General features: G+C 49.8%; 15 protein-coding genes. 5 read left to right on the plus strand and 10 right to left on the minus strand.

Translation table 11 applies throughout. The features are described from left to right. Window positions 1-12: 12 nt before the first annotated feature. From ACJJI0_RS12830 to ACJJI0_RS12850, 5 genes are all read right to left on the minus strand, one after another. Window positions 13-720 (minus strand): M48 family metallopeptidase, encoded by a 708-nt coding sequence (locus tag ACJJI0_RS12830; protein WP_444882887.1) that lies wholly within the window; start codon window positions 718-720, stop codon window positions 13-15. 30 nt (window positions 721-750) lie between these two features. Next, complete coding sequence (locus ACJJI0_RS12835; protein WP_152455066.1) at window positions 751-1182, minus strand: hotdog fold thioesterase; 432 nt, start codon at window positions 1180-1182, stop codon at window positions 751-753. Between the two features lie 77 nt (window positions 1183-1259). Then, the gene (locus tag ACJJI0_RS12840) at window positions 1260-1871 is read right to left on the minus strand and encodes a DUF2799 domain-containing protein (RefSeq protein ID WP_444882888.1); all 612 of its coding nucleotides are present in this window, start codon (window positions 1869-1871) and stop codon (window positions 1260-1262) included. Window positions 1872-1915: 44 nt separating this feature from the next. Further along, entirely contained in the window at window positions 1916-2566 is a 651-nt protein-coding gene (locus ACJJI0_RS12845; RefSeq protein ID WP_444882889.1) for an MBL fold metallo-hydrolase, read from the minus strand. Between the two features lie 43 nt (window positions 2567-2609). Further along, on the minus strand, window positions 2610-3503 hold the full coding sequence (locus tag ACJJI0_RS12850) for a hypothetical protein (RefSeq protein ID WP_444882890.1): 894 nt from the start codon (window positions 3501-3503) through the stop codon (window positions 2610-2612). Between the two features lie 493 nt (window positions 3504-3996). On the opposite strand from ACJJI0_RS12850, the gene malT reads away from it, so the two are divergent. Both malT and ACJJI0_RS12860 read left to right on the plus strand, forming a co-directional pair. Next, window positions 3997-6711, plus strand: a complete 2715-nt coding sequence (gene malT / locus ACJJI0_RS12855; RefSeq protein ID WP_444882891.1) for an HTH-type transcriptional regulator MalT — start codon at window positions 3997-3999, stop codon at window positions 6709-6711. A 233-nt stretch (window positions 6712-6944) separates the two neighbouring features. Beyond that, window positions 6945-8582, plus strand: coding sequence for an alpha-amylase family glycosyl hydrolase (locus tag ACJJI0_RS12860; protein ID WP_444882892.1), 1638 nt, complete (start codon window positions 6945-6947; stop codon window positions 8580-8582). Window positions 8583-8810: 228 nt separating this feature from the next. On the opposite strand, the gene ACJJI0_RS12865 is transcribed toward ACJJI0_RS12860, so the two are convergent. Then, window positions 8811-9398: an FMN-dependent NADH-azoreductase gene (locus tag ACJJI0_RS12865; protein ID WP_444882893.1), complete on the minus strand. Its 588-nt coding sequence runs from the start codon at window positions 9396-9398 to the stop codon at window positions 8811-8813. 102 nt (window positions 9399-9500) lie between these two features. Here ACJJI0_RS12865 and ACJJI0_RS12870 point away from each other — a divergent pair, with 102 nt between their 5' ends. The 3 genes from ACJJI0_RS12870 (at window position 9501) to ACJJI0_RS12880 (ending at window position 14007) form a co-directional block, all read left to right on the plus strand. Further along, window positions 9501-10367: a LysR family transcriptional regulator gene (locus ACJJI0_RS12870; RefSeq protein WP_444882894.1), complete on the plus strand. Its 867-nt coding sequence runs from the start codon at window positions 9501-9503 to the stop codon at window positions 10365-10367. Between the two features lie 177 nt (window positions 10368-10544). Next, on the plus strand, window positions 10545-13082 hold the full coding sequence (locus tag ACJJI0_RS12875) for a plasma-membrane proton-efflux P-type ATPase (protein WP_444882895.1): 2538 nt from the start codon (window positions 10545-10547) through the stop codon (window positions 13080-13082). Between the two features lie 49 nt (window positions 13083-13131). Next, window positions 13132-14007: a polyphosphate kinase 2 family protein gene (locus ACJJI0_RS12880; protein WP_444882896.1), complete on the plus strand. Its 876-nt coding sequence runs from the start codon at window positions 13132-13134 to the stop codon at window positions 14005-14007. Between the two features lie 65 nt (window positions 14008-14072). Here ACJJI0_RS12880 and ACJJI0_RS12885 read toward each other — a convergent pair whose 3' ends face one another. The 4 genes from ACJJI0_RS12885 to ACJJI0_RS12900 form a co-directional block, all read right to left on the minus strand. Further along, window positions 14073-14897 (minus strand): alpha/beta hydrolase, encoded by an 825-nt coding sequence (locus ACJJI0_RS12885; protein WP_444882897.1) that lies wholly within the window; start codon window positions 14895-14897, stop codon window positions 14073-14075. 185 nt (window positions 14898-15082) lie between these two features. Then, the gene (locus ACJJI0_RS12890) at window positions 15083-16405 is read right to left on the minus strand and encodes a phenylacetate--CoA ligase family protein (protein WP_444882898.1); all 1323 of its coding nucleotides are present in this window, start codon (window positions 16403-16405) and stop codon (window positions 15083-15085) included. Window positions 16406-16421: 16 nt separating this feature from the next. Further along, window positions 16422-17282, minus strand: a complete 861-nt coding sequence (locus tag ACJJI0_RS12895) for a TauD/TfdA dioxygenase family protein (protein ID WP_444882899.1) — start codon at window positions 17280-17282, stop codon at window positions 16422-16424. After that, window positions 17279-18700 (minus strand): aromatic amino acid ammonia-lyase, encoded by a 1422-nt coding sequence (locus ACJJI0_RS12900; RefSeq protein ID WP_444882900.1) that lies wholly within the window; start codon window positions 18698-18700, stop codon window positions 17279-17281. The genes ACJJI0_RS12895 and ACJJI0_RS12900 overlap by 4 nt, the downstream gene beginning before the upstream one ends. Between the last annotated feature and the right edge of the window lie 84 nt (window positions 18701-18784).

An 18784-nucleotide genomic window follows, 5' to 3' on the forward strand; every position in this document is an offset into this window, starting at 1 on the left:
TGTCGGTAAAGTCTATACCGTGAGGCGGTGGCCATTATCGCGCAACCAGCGGCGTAGCTCCTTATAGCGAGGGCAAACACTCTGTACCAGCAGCCAAAAATCGCGGCCGTGATTATGGTGACGCAAATGGCTGACCTCATGGGCCACCAGATAATCCACCACCGGTTCCGGTGCCAGGCATACCAACCAGTTGTATTGCAGGTCTCCACGAATACTGCAGTGCCCCCACTTACTCTTGGTGCGGCGAATTCGCAGTGTGGAAAACTGCAAGTCCAGTTGTTCGGCCAAGCGCTGGGACTTTTCTGTTAACAGGGCCAACGCCTCGCGCTGGTAGAGGCGCTGTAGGGCCCCCTGTAATTGCTGCGCTGTGGGGGTTGGCGATAAGGTATAGAGATGAATGGCCTCTTCGGTGATTGCCGCACCACCTCGATTAGACGCGCGCTCCAAGGGGCGCATTTTACCCAGCCAAGGAAAGTGCTCACCAAACTCAAACCGATATTGTGGCACCTGTGCTGCACGCTGGTTGGCAGCGAGCAATTGGGCGCGTACCCACTGGATATTTTCCTGCAAAAACTGATGGCCGTGGCGGGCAGCGCAGCGCTGAGGAATACGTACTTCCACGCCGGATTGAGCCAATACCAGACCCAGGCGCTTGCGCCTTGCCGAACGCACCAAGCGGTAGGGAATATCTTCAAAAAAATATTCCCGCACTTCACTCATAAAAACCGCCTCAATAAAACCCGGTAAAGTTTACCCAGCGGCATGAGCCACAACTGCCATGGTAATTCGGGAGATACAACTCAGTTTGCCATTGGGGGCGTAAATCAGAATTTCCCACACCTGGCTGGTGCGCCCGATATGTACCGGCTTGGCCCGGCCAGTAACTTCACCCTCCGGCACAGGACGCAGATGATTGGCATTAATCTCCTGGCCAACGCAGTAAAACTTACTGGTATCCACCAGCAGATTGGCACCGATAGATCCCAGGGTTTCCGCCAACACCACATTGGCACCGCCATGTAGAATACCGAACGGCTGGCGAGTGCGATGATCCACCGGTAACTTGCCCTCCAGATAATCCTCACCGATTGCGGTAATCTCCAGGCCCAGATACCCGGGCATACACTGGGCGGTGCCCCGGTTAATCTCTTCCAGGGTGGGAGTAACGTGCCAAATTGCCATGGGAATAACTCTCTTGAAAATCCAAACTGGGATCGGGGGAAATGACTGAATTGACTAGCCATATCAGCCCACTAAATTCACCAGTAAAAAAAACCGGATGAAAAAAAGCCGCGCGGATAAAAACCCGGCGTGAAATAGTCTGGGCCAAAAAGGCCATAGCGGTGCAGTTCTAAATCCAACATGCGCAACTCCCATTCGAGTCGGCTGTGCTGGAAGTAAAGCGCACGCCTCTGCTTGTCGCTATCACTGTGCCTAAGGGCGCGATGTAGGGAATAAAGCTCACGTTCTAAATTATCCCGACGCCACAATAAATCGCGATACTCCTGCGCTACGCGATAGTCGTCCAGGCCACGCTGGTAATTCTGCAAAAAAATATCTGCGGTGGGCCCAGTGCATACGCCCTCATATTTTCGCCCCTGACGTCCCTGAGCGTAGCCATTTTCAGCGGTACAAAATTGTTCCACACCCTCTTCGTGGCCCCTCAACCAAGCCTCGCTGTCCACATAGATTTCGTAACTTTGGCATTCCTTGGCGATATCGTACACCAGCTCTTGGGAGCGCCCGCGGGCGCCGTCATGTAGGCCGCGCTCATACCAGAGCCCACTGCGGCAATCCGCCTCGGAAATAACAGCGCAACCACTAATAGCAGTGGCCAGAATCAACAGGAAAACACTCAGCTTTACAGGCATGGGAAGGGTCTCCCGATGGATTATTGTTTTACCGGTACCGCCTATCAGCCGAAACGTTTATCGGCGACGAACGGATTGGTCTGACGCTCCTGACCAAAAGTGGACATAGGACCGTGACCCGGGACAAAGCGTACATCGTCACCCAGTGGCCACAGGCGCTCGGTGATCGAACGAATCAAGGTATCGTGATCCCCCTGGGGGAAATCGGTGCGGCCAATAGAACCAGCAAATAGCACATCACCCACCAGTGCCAACTTGCTCGGACGATGGAAAAAGATCACATGTCCCGGGGTATGGCCAGGGCAGTGATGCACCTCCAACTCCTGGTCGCCGACAGTCACGGTATCGCCCTGCTGCAACCAGCGATCCGGGGTGAACACCTCCACTGAAGGAAAACCGAACATCTGCGCCTGCACCGGCAACTGCTCGATCCAGAAACCATCGCCCTCATGGGGGCCCTCAACCGGCAACTGTAATTGTTTGGAGAGCGCCGCAGTACCACCCACGTGATCCAGATGACCGTGGGTAAGCAGGATTTTCTCAATGTTGAGCCCGCGCTCTTGCGCAGCCGCCAGAATTTTGTCGAGGTCGCCACCTGGATCCACCACTGCGGCACGCTTGCTGTCTTCGCACCAGAGCAGGGTGCAATTCTGCTGAAAAGGAGTGACCGGGACCGAGTGAAATTGCAGCGACATGGTAAAACCCATCCTTATTCGGGAGTAGTGGCTAGTGCCGCGATTATACCGCGACTGCCCGCCGAGATCGCTGTGCGGATGCGCCTGCCTTCGGCTTGGTGTTTTGCAGAAGAGTGCTCAGGTCCTTGCCGAGCTGCTCCCACACCAATTCATTGCGCCAGTAATCCTCCGGTGGCAGTAGCTGCGGACCGGCCAGGGCCTCGTCTGGATCGGACAGTGGCCTTGTCGCGTAATCCCGAAATACCGCTTGGTTATAACTGGGGCTGAGAGGCTTTAGGGGCCAGCCGAGCAGGTCATCTGGATGGTAGAAATTTTTCCAACGGAATTGATACCCGCGGGAGGCCGTAGCCACCGCCTGGATCTGATCCCGCTGCTTGGCCCCAAACCACAGCGGCGTGCCGGCCCCGAGGGTATACCAATGGCTGAGCGTTTTCAGGCGCAAAAAGCGCTCCCGCGCGGAGCCCTTGCGCACCTCGGCTGGCCCGCCATCGCGCCAGACACCGTGGTTAACGCTGGGCCGCTGGGCATCCCACAAATAGTTGGACAAGCTAATACAGCTGGCCGAATGACTGATAAGCAACACCGGAGCGCAATCGCCAGCGGCGGCTGCAGCCTTTTGTAGAGTTTGATAAATGGCTGTCTGGGTCCTCTCGTAGAGACCACTACGGCTATGGATATCCCCCAATTGCGCCGAGTTCTCAGCCAGGGTGTTGAGCAGGAATTTGCGCGCGCGCAGACTATCCACCTCGCACTTGCGCATATCTTCAAATACTCGCTGGGTATTACCTGGCAGTGCTTCCACAGTAGGAAAAGTATCGCAATGAAGGCGCGCCCAGTCGTCATCCAGGGTTTCCCTGAGCATGGAAAACAAGTGCTTTACACAGTTCCTGTGTGCGGCATCCACAGCCGGCGCTGCCAAAACCACAATATCGGCCATAACTCCCTCTTTTTTATTATTGTTGTCGAAGCCGCACCTACTTCCCTGACGGCATCAGTTATTCACCAAATTTTTTTCGGAAATAACTCTGTTTTTTCATAATCCAGTGATCCAAGAATTCCCCACTGCGTACAAACGTTGGTGTATTACGACAATGAATGTCAGCCGGGAAAGCAGATAACGCTGTCGGGTAGCTCTACGCCGGTCTCGGTGAACACAGGGATGTGTTCCTGACACCGGACACCGGACACCGCAAGCCAAAAACTGGCCGCAGGGTCTCTTTCTGATTGTTTTGTCTCTTTGGGCTGGATCGGTAAGACTGATTGGATCCGCCGATCAATATACCGTCATAAGCAAAGCCACTTCTAGTATTAGCCAAAGAGAATCCAGCAAGTCGTCCTATCCTCAGCGCAAATCTGTCACAAAAGCGCTCTGCTAGTGCATAATATCCCTGTATAAAAATCAGACATTTAAAACAATCCTGCCCGCAGCGATGCTTTTAACTTCCAAATACAGCCTGCCGGACTGCCCCGAGCATACCCTGGTGCGCCCGCGCTTACTGGCACTGCTCGACGACAGCCACAGCGACCAGCTGCTGCTTGTGACGGCACCGGCAGGCTACGGTAAAACCACGCTGGTCACTTCCTGGGCCTCGGCGCAGGAAAATCCAATGGCCTGGTATACCCTTGATGCCAGCGACAATGAACCGAACCAGTTTTGTCGTTATCTGGTAGAAAGCGTGCATCGCGCTACCGGCAAAGGCGTACCGCAAACCTGTCGCTTATTGGCGGCGCCACAAAGTCCGGATCCAACAACTGTCATCAGTCATCTGCTGGGTGAACTGCGCAGCTTGCCCAGCGAACTGCGCATAGTGCTCGACGACTACCACCATATCGACAACCAGGCGGTGCACAGCGTCACTCGCTTCCTGTTACGCCACGCACCACCAGGCGTCGGGGTCCTTCTCACCAGCCGCAGCCAGCCGCCCCTGGGGCTGGCCACCCTGCGCGTACAAGGCCGCCTATTAGAGCTGGGCAGCGATCAACTGGCCCTGAATACCGAAGAGATCGCACGTCTGCTGAAGCAGCGCTTGCCATTTAATCTCGATGGCGACCGCGCCGCTCAACTGCACCACCTGAGCGAGGGTTGGCCACCGGCGGTACAACTGTTCGCCCTGTCGGTGCGCGATCGCCAAGAAGTAGACCGCTACCTGACGGAACTGGAGCAGGGCCACAGCCATATCCTCGACTATCTGGCCGAAGAAGTGCTGGAAAGGCTGGAGCCAGAGCTGCGCGAGTTACTCGCTCGCACTTCGATCCTCACCCGTGTCAATGCCCAGCTGGCGGAACGCCTGAGTGGCCGCAACGATGGCCAACAACTGCTGGAAGAGGCGGCGCGGCGCGGACTCTTCCTGCAGGCACAGGACTCCAGCCGCCAGTGGTTCCGCTTCCACCCGGTATTCGCCCGCTTCCTGCAGCGCCAGCTCACCAATCGGGAGCAGCTGTTGCACCTACACGCTCTCGCTTGTGATTCCTGGCAGGAAATGGAACAGCCGGTGGAAGCCCTGCGCCATGCCCTCGCTGGCAGTGACCGCGAGCGCCTGTGTCAGCTGCTCGATAGCCAGGGAGAAATACTGCTGCGCGGCGGGCAGTCGCGCTTGTTGCGTGATTGCCTGGAGTGGCTCGGCAGTGAGGCGTTGCAGCAGAGTGCGCGCTTCACCCTGCTCTCGGCAAAAATGGCGCGGGAGAATTTTGAATACGACCAGTGCGAAAAAATGCTCGCCAGCGCCGAGAGCTGGCTGCAACGGCAGGACCCACAGCAATGGCGCCAGTTTGAAGGGGCCTTCGCCACCATGCGCGCCCAGGTGGCCATCGCTCGCGGCCAGACCCTGCAGGCCAAAGAGTATGCCGAAGAGGCCCTGGGACTTTTACAGCCCAACCAATTAGGCGAGCGGATTTCGGCACTGCTTGTCACCGGTGAGACCAGTTTTTGCCTGGGCGCATTAGAGCCCGCCGCGACCCATATGTTGGAGGTGGAGGCCCTGGCCATCGCCGAGGGAGATATTCCCAGCGCCGCCTGGGCCATCTGCCAACAGAGTGAGATTGCCTTCGCCCAGGGGCTTCTACAAAAATCTGCCTCACTGCAGAAAAAGGTGTCCAACCTGGTGCAGAAACACCACCTCTCCACCCTGCCCATCGCCGAGTTTGTCTGCCGCCTGCTCGGACAGCTGCAGTGGGAAAAGGGGGATTTGGAGAGCGCCGAGCACTCGGCCCGGCGGGGAATGCAGATCAACCGCAAGGTGGGTGAACACTGGCTACTGCCGGAATACACGCTGCTCCTGAAACTCGCCCAGGCGCGCGGAGAAAAAGAGGAGTCGCTGGAGTGGCTGGCCCGCATCGACCGCTTACTCTCAGATGGGCGCTACCACCGCGACTGGGTTGCCAATGCCGATGCCGCGCGTATTCGCACCTGGCGCGCCCTGGACAACCAACAAGCCATTGCCAGCTGGTTGGAGCAAGCTGCGCCAGTTGCAGACAGGCCCAGTAATCACTTTGAACAGTGTCACGGCCGCAACCATGTGCGCGCACTGATCGAACTGCACCGCTGGTCCGACGCCAATCGCCTGCTGAGCCGCCTGCAACAGGTCGCGGAAGAGTGTCATTTAGTCACCGATCGCCTGCGCAACCGTGTGCTGGAATCCCACCTGTTGTGGCTGCGCGAACAGCACGGTGAGGCCGTGGAGGCCATTAGCGAGGCACTACTGCTGGCCGCAGGTAGAGGATTTCGCGCCAGCTTTCTACAAATTGGCAAACCCCTGATTGTGATTCTCAAGGCTGCGCTGGAACGAGGCTTGGATGAGGCGTCCACCGACAAGGCCCAAGTACTGATTAAACTCGCCCAGCAGCAACCTGAGTTGGACGGTGGCATTCGTATTGAGCTGGACGACACTATTATTCGCGAGATTCTCGCCAGCGACGCGGTACCGGATTTTCTGCGTCACTCACCACTCACTCCGAGGGAGTGGCAGGTTTTAAACGCTATTCATTCAGGCCTTTCGAACGAGCGTATCGCCAGGCACTTCAAAGTGGCGCCGAGTACCATCAAAACCCACATCCGCAGCCTCTACCAAAAGCTGGATGTCAAAGACCGCCAGGAAGCGATTACCCTGGCCGAACAGATGCTGCGCTCGGTGCAGGACCGCCCATAGGATAAGCCGCAGCTCGGGGCACAGGGATGTGCGCAAAACCCCACTGCAGGATTTCTGCACATCTCTATTTGAGCAGTTCCCGAAACTTGTTACTCCTGCTCTAAATCCCCCCGGTCAGCCCCTCCCCCCCTCTATGGGGAGGAGGAACGCGGCTCCGCCCTTCGCCATACTCACCCTATCCTTTCCTGAGTGGGCCCGCCCACCCTTCGAATAATGAGACAAGGCAGTAATCCATGAGCGGCAACAGCACCGAGTGGTGGCGCAACAGCGTTATTTACCAGATTTACCCCCGCAGTTTCTGCGACGCCAACGGCGATGGTATCGGCGACCTGCCAGGTATCACCCAGAAGCTGGATTACGTGAAATCCCTCGGTGTGGACGCTATTTGGATATCCCCATTCTTTAAATCCCCCATGGTGGATTTTGGGTATGACGTGGCGGACTATCGCGATGTGGACCCGATTTTCGGCAATCTGCAGGACTTCGACCGCTTAATTGAGGCCGCCCATGCCCGCGGCCTGAAAGTTATTATCGATCAAATTCTGAGCCACACCTCAGATCAGCACCCCTGGTTCGAGGAGAGCCGTTCCAGCCGCGACAACCCCAAAGCCGACTGGTATGTGTGGCAGGACCCTAAAGCCGATGGCAACCCACCCAATAACTGGGTATCTGTTTTCGGTGGTGGCTCCTGGCGTTGGTGTACCCGCCGCCGCCAATACTACCTGGCCAACTTCCTCAAAGAGCAACCGGATCTCAATGTGCACAACCCCGAGGTGCAGGCGCAGTTGCTGGCGGATATGAAATTCTGGCTGGATCGCGGTGTGGATGGTTTCCGCCTGGATGCGGTGAATTTTATCTTCCACCAACAGGCCCTCAGCGATAATCCTCCCCGCCCGCTTAAGCTGGATCAAAAAGGACTGCCGCCGGTCAATCACTACGATTACCAATGGCACAAGAACGACAAATCCCAGCCAGAAAACCTGGTGTTTTTACAGCGTGTGCGCCAGCTGATGGATCAATACCCGGGTACCGTTACCGTGGGCGAAGTGGGTGACGATAATACCCATAAGATCATGGCGGACTACACCACGGAACAGCGCCTACATATGGCCTATTCCTTCGATTTATTAACCGAGGATTGCAGCGCGCAATTCCTGCGCGAAACCCTGGAAAAGAACCGCGCGGTAATTGAAAAAGGATGGCCCTGCTGGTCCATTAGCAATCACGATGTTCCGCGCTCTATCACCCGCTGGAACCGCGGCCTTAGTCCGGAGCTAGCGCAAAAGCGCGCGCCCCTGTTCCTACTGATGCAACTTGTACTGCGCGGTAGCGTATGCCTGTATCAGGGGGAAGAACTGGGTCTGGCGGAAGCGGATATCGCCTTTGAGGATTTGGTGGACCCCTACGGTATTAACCTTTGGCCCGAGTTCAAAGGTCGCGATGGCTGCCGCACGCCTATGCCCTGGACCGATACCGCTGATCAAGCCGGCTTCACCAGCGGGAAACCCTGGTTACCGATTTCCCAGAGTCATCGGAACTTAGCCGTGAATCTGCAGCAAGACAGCCAGCACTCTATGCTCAACCAGTTCCGTACATTGATCGAATGGCACCGGCAACTACCCCAAAGCCTGGCAACCGCACATCAGGAAGTGCTCGATACCGGCAATGATTTATTGGTGTTCGTGCGCCGCGCAGAACAGGAAGTGTACCTGGTCGCCCTGAACCTAGGCGCCACTGAGGAAAGCTACACTGTGCCACAAGAGTTTTTTGGGGCCGAGGATATTACTCCAGGCCTGTTTGCAATGGAGCTGAGAGAAAACACGCTGGTTTTGCCCGCCGCTGGCGCCGCTGTATTGCGAAACAATAATTAATTTCAGGAATTAATTTCAGACTTTAACAGCCCGTCAAAAAATTTTACCAGCTGGTGGCAACAACCACCGGCTGCCAATTTCAGAAAAACGGCAGTATCTCTCCCAGGGCTATAAGTTGGTTTTTCTGTCTCTCTGCAACGTCATTTATCCTTTCGACGTCTGCTTCTCCGCCGGCCCAAAGCCGGCTTTTTTCTTTGCTTTATTTTACTTTGCTGTGCGCCTCATAGATCAGATTGCTTCCAGAGCTACCTTAGCCTGAGTTAAGGCCGTCTCTTTGTGGTCATCCCCCATATTCAGCCCTTCGGCATAAATGACCGTGACATCGTCAATGCCAATAAATGAGAGAAAATGCCTGATGTAGGGCACATGAAAATCAATAACAGAATCTTTATAGAAACCCCCAGATGTCGTGACCAAGACCACTTTGGTATCTCGAATCAAACCCTCTGGTCCATTTTCTGTGTACGTAAAAGTCACTCCGGCCCGCGCTAAGTGATCAAACCAAGCTTTCAGAGTAGATGGGCTACCAAAGTTATACATGGGTGCTGCAATCAGTACCGTATCTGCATTTTTGACCTGTTCAATAAGATTGTTCGAATACTCCGTTAGCTCTTTCTGGGCTGCACTTTTCTGTTCCTCAGGGGTGAAGAAAGCACTTACCATTTCACCGCTCAAATGCGGAACCGGGTTAAGACTTAAATCCAACTCGGTGACTTCAGTGGCAGCCTGTCGTGACAGCCAGTGCTTAGCCAGTGACCTGGAAGTCGAATGGTCCCCTAAGGCAGAGGCATAAACGGCAAGAATTTTGTGACTCATAGTCTCTCCAGCTAGTGAACATCAATGATGCGGAGACTATAATCTCTGCAAATTGGCAGCTAAATTATCAATTTATGCAATTTATAATTGCATATATGCAAAATGATGGACTGGAACGATCTTCGATACCTGATAGCCGTGGCAGATCACGGCTCCCTACAGAGTGCAGCCAAAGCCTTGGGGGTAAACCATTCCACCGCCTGGAGGCGTCTGCAGGCCTTGGAAAAAGATCTTGGCTGCCAGCTTTTCGTGGCAGACAGGCAGGGCTATTTCCTCACAGACGAAGGGAATGCGGCTTTAGAACACGCCAGAAGAGCCGCTGAGAATATCAATGCCATTGCCTTGAATACCGGCATTAAAAACCTGGAAATGGAAGGCATTATCCGTATTACCTCAATCGGCTCTTACTCTTATGAGGTGATCCCAAAACTCTGTGCCGCCTTTCGCTTACACCACCCCAAAGTTGAATTTGAACTCATAGACTCGGCGGAACACCTATCACTGGAGAAGAGGGAGGCGGACATTGCCTTTCGTGGATCACCTAGCGCTCCGGATAACCTCATTGCCAAGAAGCTCTTTGATATCAACTGGCATATTTTTGCCCATCCAGACTTGGTTAGCGGTCCAATGACACTGGATGAGATTAAGCAGCAGAATATTATTGGTTATCGCGGTTTGAGTTTGCCGATTGGTCGCTGGAGTGAAAAAATATTTAAGAATAGCCGCAAAGTAATTTACTGTAATTCGGTATTGGCGGCGGCAGGTGCAGCCAATGCAAAACTGGGTTTTGCCATTTTGCCCGAAGGGGACCAAAAAATGGTGCAACCTTACAAACTAAAGAAAGTATTCGAGCTTAAAGAGTTCCAAAGCCATTTCTGGTTACTCTCTCATCCTCAAATGCGCAATTCAGCACGCGTTAAAGCCTTTTGGGACTTCAGCCTGGACACCTTTAAAAAAGGATGTCTTTAAGCTGATCAAGGTGAAAATTATTAGCTACGGGTGCCTATCAGATCACAGCCTATAATGTTCAATTAATATGGATGCACCGCCCAATCATTCAATAACGATTAGCCGTATTTAACCCCAACTGTCGTTAACAGGCGGACCATTCGACGGGAAATTATTTTCAACAGGCGGAATCGATCCGTGCCAATACCCGGGCCAAAATCCGAAAGCGGAAACGTTAGTAAAGCCGACTTAAAAGGCTCCCAGGTTGACCTGCAGAAAGCCGATTTACCCTCCATTTACCAGGCACTCAACACCTCACCTCAGGGGTTAAGCCAGGCCGAGGCCGAGACACGTCTACAACGCTATGGCCCCAATAGCATCCAGGAGAAAGAACAAAGCGCACTACTCAAGTTTCTGCGTTTTTTTTGGGGGCCCATTCCCTGGATGATCGAAGCCGCCGCCCTGCTATCGGCACTTATCGGTCACTGGCCTGACTTCGCCATTATTATGGCGCTACTACTTTACAACGCGGTGGCGGGATTTTGGCAGGAGCACAAGGCCTCCAATGCTCTGGCCGCGCTCAAGGCCAGCATGGCGCCGCAGGCGGAGGTGTTGCGCGATGGTAGTTTTCATACTATTGACGCCGCCGATGTAGTTCCCGGGGATATTGTGCGAATCAAACTCGGCCAGGTGGTGCCCGCAGATGTGCGCTTTTTCGATGGCAAATCCATCAGTATCGATCAGGCTGCTCTTACGGGTGAGTCATTGCCGGTCAGCAAAAAAATAGGAGACATCGGCTATTCCAGTAGTATCGCCAAGCGCGGCGAAATGACCGCCGTTACAATTGGCACCGGGCGTAATACTTTTTTTGGCCGCACCGCAAAGCTGGTAGCCGGTGCCGGCCAAGGCGCCTCCCACTCGCAAAAAGCCGTTACTCATATTGGCGATTTCCTGATAGTGCTGTGCCTGGTGCTGGCTTTGTTACTGGTAGGTACCCAGCTCTATCGGGATATCGTAGTGGCCCCCAGCTGGCACTGGTCGGACATTATTAATATTTTACGCACAGTCCTGGTGCTATTAATTGCCTCGATTCCCGTTGCAATGCCCTCCGTAATCACTGTCACTAACGCACTCGGTGCCCTGGCGCTATCCCGAAAAAAAGCCATAGTCTCACGACTGGAGTCCATAGAGGAGCTTGCCGGGGTCGATATACTCTGCTCCGATAAAACCGGAACGCTCACCAAGAACCAACTAAGCCTGCACGACCCCAAATTATTTGTCGCCAAGAGCCCGGAACAGTTAATTCTCGCCGCGGCACTCGCCTCGGAAAAAGGTTCTAGTGATCCGATCGATCAGGCAATTTTTGCCGGCCTCAAAGATAAGAAAGCACTTAATAATTACCAGCTCAAAGAATTCACTCCTTTCGACCCAGTAATCAAGCGTGCCCAGGCCCAAGTAGTCGATGACAGTGGAAATTCTTTGTTTTATTGCAAAGGTGCGCCCCAAGCGGTGATGCAATTGTGCAAGCTCAGTGGTGATAATGAAAAGAAAGCCTCAGACTGTGTGCAAGAACTCGCCGCACGGGGTTTACGCTCCCTGGGTGTGGCGAGTTCCAATGATGGGAAAAGCTGGAACTTTCTTGGCATCCTCTCTCTAGAAGATCCGCCTCGGGATGATTCCAAACAAACCATCAGCCGGGCCAGGGAGCACGGGCTGCAGGTAAAAATGATTACTGGCGACGACGTCGCTATCGGCAAAGAAATCGCTGCTCAGGTGGGGATTGGGCAGAATATTTACGCCGCCGCCGATGTTTTTACCGACTCGGAGAATATGGACCACTTATCCAAGCAGGTGGTCGATTGTGTTGAACGTGCCGACGGCTTTGGCCGTGTTTTCCCCGAGCATAAGTACGCAATCGTAAAAGCCTTACAAGAGAGAGGGCACCAGGTGGCAATGACCGGCGACGGTGTCAACGATGCGCCTGCCCTAAAACAAGCTGATTGCGGAATTGCTGTTAGTGGCGCCACCGATGCGGCCCGTGCCGCAGCGGCGATTATTCTCACTGCTCCGGGCCTCTCCACTGTAGTGGATGCTATCGACGAAGCACGCAAGATCTTTGAGCGCATTATTAATTATGTGCTCTTTAGGGTATCCATGACCCTGGATATTATGGTGGTGGTGGTGTTTGCCACTATCCTCTTCGGTTTTTCTCCCCTCACCCCAGTCATGATCGTATTAGTGGCACTGCTCGACGATATCCCCATTATGACTATTGCCTACGACAACACCCTGCTGCCTAAAGAGCCAGTGCACTGGGAAATGCGTGATTTATTACTGGGTTCGACCATTATCGGCATTTTTTCTATCGCACAAACCATGGGGCTCCTCTTGATTGGTATGGAATGGCTTCAAAATAGCCAGTGGCAATCCTGGATACCCCTGGATAAGTCTCAGATCCAAACGATTATTTTTTTACAAATTGTTGCCGGCGGTCACTTACTACTTTTTGTCGTGCGCTCCCGCTCTGCCTTCTTCGCAAAGCCACTGCCCGCAATGAAGTTATTTATCGCTATTGTCGGCACTCAGGCGCTCACGGTTTTAATGTGTGGATTTGGTTGGCTGGTACCTGCTATTCCCTGGCGTATTATCGGGCTCGTTTGGCTCTATATGATTTTGTGGATGTTTATCCTGGATCTGGTGAAGAAGCTACTCTACCAACGTCTGCAGGATATTTAATCCATTCTGTATGGATAAATCATTTAACTTATCATGAAGAAATAAAACTATGAATTGCTTCGAAGCATTCCAGGTGAAACCTGGCAGCAAGATACAGTTAGATAAGATCGATGCCAGTTTTAAAGATTGCTATAACAATCGCGAAGAGGCTCAGCCGGTCATTGATAAATTGGATGAAAGAATTCGCGCACAGCAGTATCTTATGTATGCTGAGCACAAGCGCTCTCTATTGATCTGCCTGCAGGGTCGGGATGCCTCCGGGAAAGATGGCACGATTAATCATGTGCTTGGAGCAATGAATCCCCAAGGCTGTACAGTGACCAGCTTCAAGCAGCCTTCTAAAGAAGAAGCCGCCCATGATTTCCTATGGCGATGTCACAAAGTCACCCCCGCACAGGGACATGTGGCGATTTTTAACCGATCCCACTATGAAGATGTATTAATTCAACGGGTGCATAATATGGTACCAGAGAGCATCTGGTCCAAGCGCTACGATCATATCAACCACTTCGAACAATTATTAGCCGACCACAACACCCTGGTATTAAAATTTTTCCTGCATATTGATGCAGATGAACAACTGAAACGCTTTAAACAGCGTATTGATGACCCAAGCAAACACTGGAAAATCAGCGAGAGCGATTATACGGAGGCAAGCTACTGGGATGCCTACACCCAGGCTTTTGAGGATATCCTAAAAAAATGCAGCCACTCTCATGCTCCATGGTTTGTTATTCCCGCAAACCACAAATGGTTTAGGAATCTTGCGATTGCCTCCATAGTGGCAGATGCAATGGAGTCCTTAAAAATGACTTTTCCCAAGCCCAGCGTGGATATCAATGAAATCAAGAGGAAATATCACCAGCTGGACAAAAAAGAGCTACAGGAAGGGCTAATAAATACCCTCCCTTCAAAAAACAAATGATCTTAAAATATAGAACCACTTGATCAACAAATCAGGACATAATACTACTGCCTACTTGCACACAATTAATCCTTTTTATCACCTAAATATTTAGCATTAAAAATTTTATCAAATGCATCATATACAGCAAGATGCAGCGTATCACCATGATCCAGCTGTTCAAAATAACCGAAGTGTATATTATTTTTATTACCATCTAACTTATTGAATAAAGTTCTTGCCAGCCGCTCCATGACCTCCCCTTCTTTCCCCACACCTACATAGACCGACTTATCATCACAGCAATCTTTAGGAACTTGTTTCAAAAGAGACTCTCCGCTCCACCACAAGCTTGGACTAATAATGATGTAATTATCGAAGAGATCTGCATGTTTAAATAGAATTTCTGTAGCCAAAAGCCCCCCAAGGGACTGGCCAATCAAAGTAGAATCTCCATTTACACGATAATTATTTTCAATTAGAGGCTGAACTTCTCTATCAAGAAAACCTATAAAATTATCCGAACCACCAGAGGTTGGAAACTCTTGCCTATCCAGCTTCTTAGCTGAGGGGAATGTAAAATCCCGTTTCCTGTCTACATTTACGACTCCAACAAGAATCGACTCCGGTAGCATATTAATCCAGGAAAAGGATCCAAATTGCAATAAACCAGCTATATGAACAAAATCTTCATTCATAGAACCATCTAAAAGATAGATTACCGGGTAACTTCTTTTAGTGTCGCGTTGATAACTCGCTGGTAGGTAAACATTCAACATGCGCTTTTCATCTAAGATTGCGGATGAAAAGCTTATCGAATCGCCAACTATCAATGGTGACTTGTCAACCTCTACCCCCAAAGAAAAAGAGGACATCAAAAATAAATACGCAAAAATCCAACATCTGAACATGAGCTCACCCCATATGAAATTTTATTTTTATTAATAAAAAAGTAAAGCTTACCCAAATTCACACCTATCAAACCAACAATGTTTAACTTTAAGCCAGCCTCAACCTTACTCGAGATACTACATCTATACGGGGGAACACTTAACCACAAAAACAACAAACTGAAAAGATATTGATGATGCAGAAATCACCTTCTATCTATAATTTTTCTAATCTTCCCTGATTTCTGACTAATTATACCAGGCTGCAGGATATCTATATTTAGTCTTGACGCAGACTCAAGCCCAAGGAATATCATACGAAGCGTTAGATCAAAACTAGTCAACTCTCTATAAAACTCACCCGCCAAATACTCTTTCTCCTGATCATCAACATTATCTTTAGCTTCAATTTTAAATGATAATTGATCGTGCCCATCAATCTTATCAATAATGCAATGGTAAAAGGAGCTGAGTCCAGGAATGGCTGTAACAATATTTTCCAACACAATTGGATATATATTTCCCCCATTGATTGTGAACATATTATCGCGACGCCCTCTGATGGGGCCCAAATAGGCTCCAGTTTGGCCACACTCACATGGCTCCTTATACATTTCAACCAAATCGTGTGTGTTAAAACGAATCAGAGGAAGAGCTTCACGTTTCAGCGCTGTTATTACTAATTCCCCTGTAACGCCATCTTCACATAACTTACCCGTATCTGGATCAATAACCTCTACATGAAAAAAATCTTCCCAGACATGTAAGTTATGATATTGGCATTCACTCGCTATTAGCCCAAATTCCGTACTTGCATACATGTTAATCAACTTGGCGTTGAATACCCCCTCATAGTAACTCCGAAAAGTCTCTGAAAACAATTCACCCACTACGAATATTTTCCTAACACTCAAAGACGCGGGCGATATGTTTTTTTCCAGACAGTAACGCTCTAGCCTCGGTAACAATGAAGGTAAGCAAACCATATAATTCAGCTTATCTTTTTGTAGACTCTGTAGCTGATGATCAATTCCTAGAAAAGAATCTGCAGGAATAGTGAGACCAAAAATTTCACTGGCAGCATGACAGATCATCCCACTAGGCCAAGGACCATAAGTCATTGCACATAAACACTTATCGAATGGTTCAACACCTGCAAGCAAATAGCTTCGAGCCTGAGAGATTATTGCCAGCTCAATATCTTTACGTGTATAAGGCACGCGCTTGGGTGCACCGGTACTGCCTGAAGTATGGCAATAACGAACAATATTGTCATAACTCATACTAACTTCTGACATAGAAGTTGAAAATACTTCCGAACTTATAATCGGTAGCTTATATAAATCTTCAAAACTTCTTATTTCCTCTATGTCAATGTTATTATTTATAATTAGCTTGCGATAATAATCAGATTTTTCAAAGGATTCTCGCAATAATCGCCTCACCTGTTCATCTTTTAAACTCTGCCTTTCAATTTCAGGCTGACTATTGACATGTAAAAATTCAGCTCGTAGCTCATAATAATTCATAAAATCCACCAATTAATCACTTATAGTACTTAATCGGTTTTTCAGCAGAAAAATGTACACGATGTAATTCTCGTCGTTGATTGTAATCATTGACGGCATAGTGTAAGACTTGGTGATTATTCCAAATAACCAAGGTCCCAGGACGCCATTGCACTCGACAATTGAATTCTGGTTTTTCTATATGCTGAAATAAATAATTCAAAAGCCCCATACTCTCATCGCATGTCATTCCCTCAAATTGCGAGGTGGTAGTTCGGTTTAAGTAGAGAAAAGGCTTACCGGTTACAGAATTTTTACAGACTGCTGGATGTATAGCAGATTCTAGTGGCATCAATTTTAGTGCTCGTTCTATACTTGAATCATCTCCATCTTTACCTTTTACTGATTTCTTCAGCGGCTGTTTTTTAAGCATCAACTCTGTCGTATGTATCACATTGAGTGAACCGACTAACTGTTGCATTACAGTTGACAGATTCTCATAAGCAAGCGTTGAACTTGTAAATAGGGTATCACCACCCCTAGGAGGAATATCAATACCGTACAATGCGATACCTTTTACCGGGTTGGAGTAATAGCCCTGATCGTGATGCCATATTCCTCCTGTATTTTTCTTTTCACCAGGCTCTTTAATAATTTTAGCAACTTGTGGATAACCCTCTGAGTGACCTTGAAAGAAGAAATAGTTCTTCTGAAGCTCCCCAAACAAGCTGCAGAACCTAACAAATGCCTGAGTATCCAGGTCCATATCTCGGATAACTAAAAGTTCATGTTCAAGCCATAAATTTTTTAATGTTTTCTTAGTGTCCAGATCTAATTCAGAAATTTCTTTAGCGGAAATCTCAATACCAAAATTTCCTGTTAAATAGTTAAATTTCATAGAATGCTCTCTAATTGAGATGTTGTATATTGCGGCCAATTCACTAATTTTAATGCTTCTGGCAAATCGCCACTTGAACGCATTATTGCTGCCCTAGCTGAGCAAAAAGTCGCTGCTCGAATAATTTCCCTTAAACTATCCAGTTGGTCACTGATATTATTGAGAGCAGTCATTCCGCAGGGAACCAAATCCTGATTATTTCCTTCACACGAGAAACTCATCTGACGCACAGGTGTCGATCTAGCTTTTATTTCCTGGAATAGAGCCGACGATAACTGATGAATTCCTTTACAGTGGTTAAACGATTCGGCATTTAAATTATCCGGCAGTCCTCCATTCAAGCGATGATCCATCAAAATCAATATTTGTCGATCAAGCATTTCGGCTAAGCGATGGATAATTTCCTGCATAAACTCGGCAGAAGCTGCCAATCCAATTGCATAAAACAATCCGCCATGCCATGGACCTGATTCAAGAATTAGAGGGTTATCTGCAACGGCAGTGGCTTCGGAACGAATTTTTGCCTCTGAATAATCCAATAGGTCAAGGCAGTGGCCTAATATCTGGGGGGCACAGCGAACAGAATATCGGGCTTGTAATAAGCTTTTTTCACCCTCGATAACTCTTGAGGAGCGCAGGTAATCACGTCGTAACAGGGTAAGTAATTGGCCAGCACGAGCATAACTACCGTGCACCTCTCCGTAGCTCAACCCTTCGGAGAAGTGTTCATCTCCCGCCCCTATGGCCATGGAGGTTAATGCCACAGATTTGAAACAATCTCTTAATAGCTTTCTTAGCTGATAATCATGCTCAATAGCCCAGGAAGCCATCATAGCATTGGTATTTACAAGCCCAATGACATCACGGGGGCCTCTTGGCCCTTGTTCAAATAGTGGTGAAATAGCATGGGCCATGGAAATCAAATCACCACTGGCTCCAAGGCTCCCTTTTCGAGGTACTCTCGGAAGCGTTTCACTGTTGGCCAGCTTAAGAAGTGCTTGATAAGTGGAAGGATGGATACCAGATAAGCCGTGCGCTGTTTTTAGAGCCTGTAACTTTAATGCACGCCTGACTACCGATTTCGGTAATGGCGCACCAACACCAACTCTTAAGTACTCCAGAAGATTGACTTGTGTCTCTTTCCACTGATTTGGATCTAAGCGATTGCGTTCATTCTCTCCATAACTTGTGTGCAAACCGTAGATAGGGTTTCCATCATCTCCAAGCTGTTCCTGCAGTAATGCATAGGAGTGCTTAACTCTAGAAAGGTCTATGTCACTCGCAGTAATTGGATTATGTAAGTATCCCCACTCATACCAAGCATGTAGAGGAAAAGTTAAAACTGAATTGAAATTAGTTTCATAAGTTACCGCACTACCATTCGCTACCGCCGGATAGCTTAGAGATGATGTAGACACCCTGACTCCAGAAATAATTTGAATACTAGGAAGGCGAAGAAATTAGCATGGGAGTTGAAACTTGAAAAATAGATGTCGTCGCTG

Source organism: Microbulbifer mixtoriginis (SeqCode) (genome assembly GCF_052466695.1).

Excerpts from the sequence above, each read along its gene's own strand:
- ACJJI0_RS12880 (WP_444882896.1), top strand. The coding sequence starts at position 13,132 with ATGAATTGCTTCGAAGCATTCCAGGTGAAACCTGGCAGCAAGATACAG.
- ACJJI0_RS12830 (WP_444882887.1), bottom strand. The coding sequence starts at position 720 with ATGAGTGAAGTGCGGGAATATTTTTTTGAAGATATTCCCTACCGCTTG.
- ACJJI0_RS12835 (WP_152455066.1), bottom strand. The coding sequence starts at position 1,182 with ATGGCAATTTGGCACGTTACTCCCACCCTGGAAGAGATTAACCGGGGC.
- ACJJI0_RS12845 (WP_444882889.1), bottom strand. The coding sequence starts at position 2,566 with ATGTCGCTGCAATTTCACTCGGTCCCGGTCACTCCTTTTCAGCAGAAT.
- ACJJI0_RS12895 (WP_444882899.1), bottom strand. The coding sequence starts at position 17,282 with ATGAAATTTAACTATTTAACAGGAAATTTTGGTATTGAGATTTCCGCT.
- ACJJI0_RS12885 (WP_444882897.1), bottom strand. The coding sequence starts at position 14,897 with ATGTTCAGATGTTGGATTTTTGCGTATTTATTTTTGATGTCCTCTTTT.
- ACJJI0_RS12865 (WP_444882893.1), bottom strand. The coding sequence starts at position 9,398 with ATGAGTCACAAAATTCTTGCCGTTTATGCCTCTGCCTTAGGGGACCAT.
- ACJJI0_RS12860 (WP_444882892.1), top strand. The coding sequence starts at position 6,945 with ATGAGCGGCAACAGCACCGAGTGGTGGCGCAACAGCGTTATTTACCAG.
- ACJJI0_RS12870 (WP_444882894.1), top strand. The coding sequence starts at position 9,501 with ATGATGGACTGGAACGATCTTCGATACCTGATAGCCGTGGCAGATCAC.
- ACJJI0_RS12890 (WP_444882898.1), bottom strand. The coding sequence starts at position 16,405 with ATGAATTATTATGAGCTACGAGCTGAATTTTTACATGTCAATAGTCAG.
- ACJJI0_RS12840 (WP_444882888.1), bottom strand. The coding sequence starts at position 1,871 with ATGCCTGTAAAGCTGAGTGTTTTCCTGTTGATTCTGGCCACTGCTATT.
- malT (WP_444882891.1), top strand. The coding sequence starts at position 3,997 with ATGCTTTTAACTTCCAAATACAGCCTGCCGGACTGCCCCGAGCATACC.
- ACJJI0_RS12850 (WP_444882890.1), bottom strand. The coding sequence starts at position 3,503 with ATGGCCGATATTGTGGTTTTGGCAGCGCCGGCTGTGGATGCCGCACAC.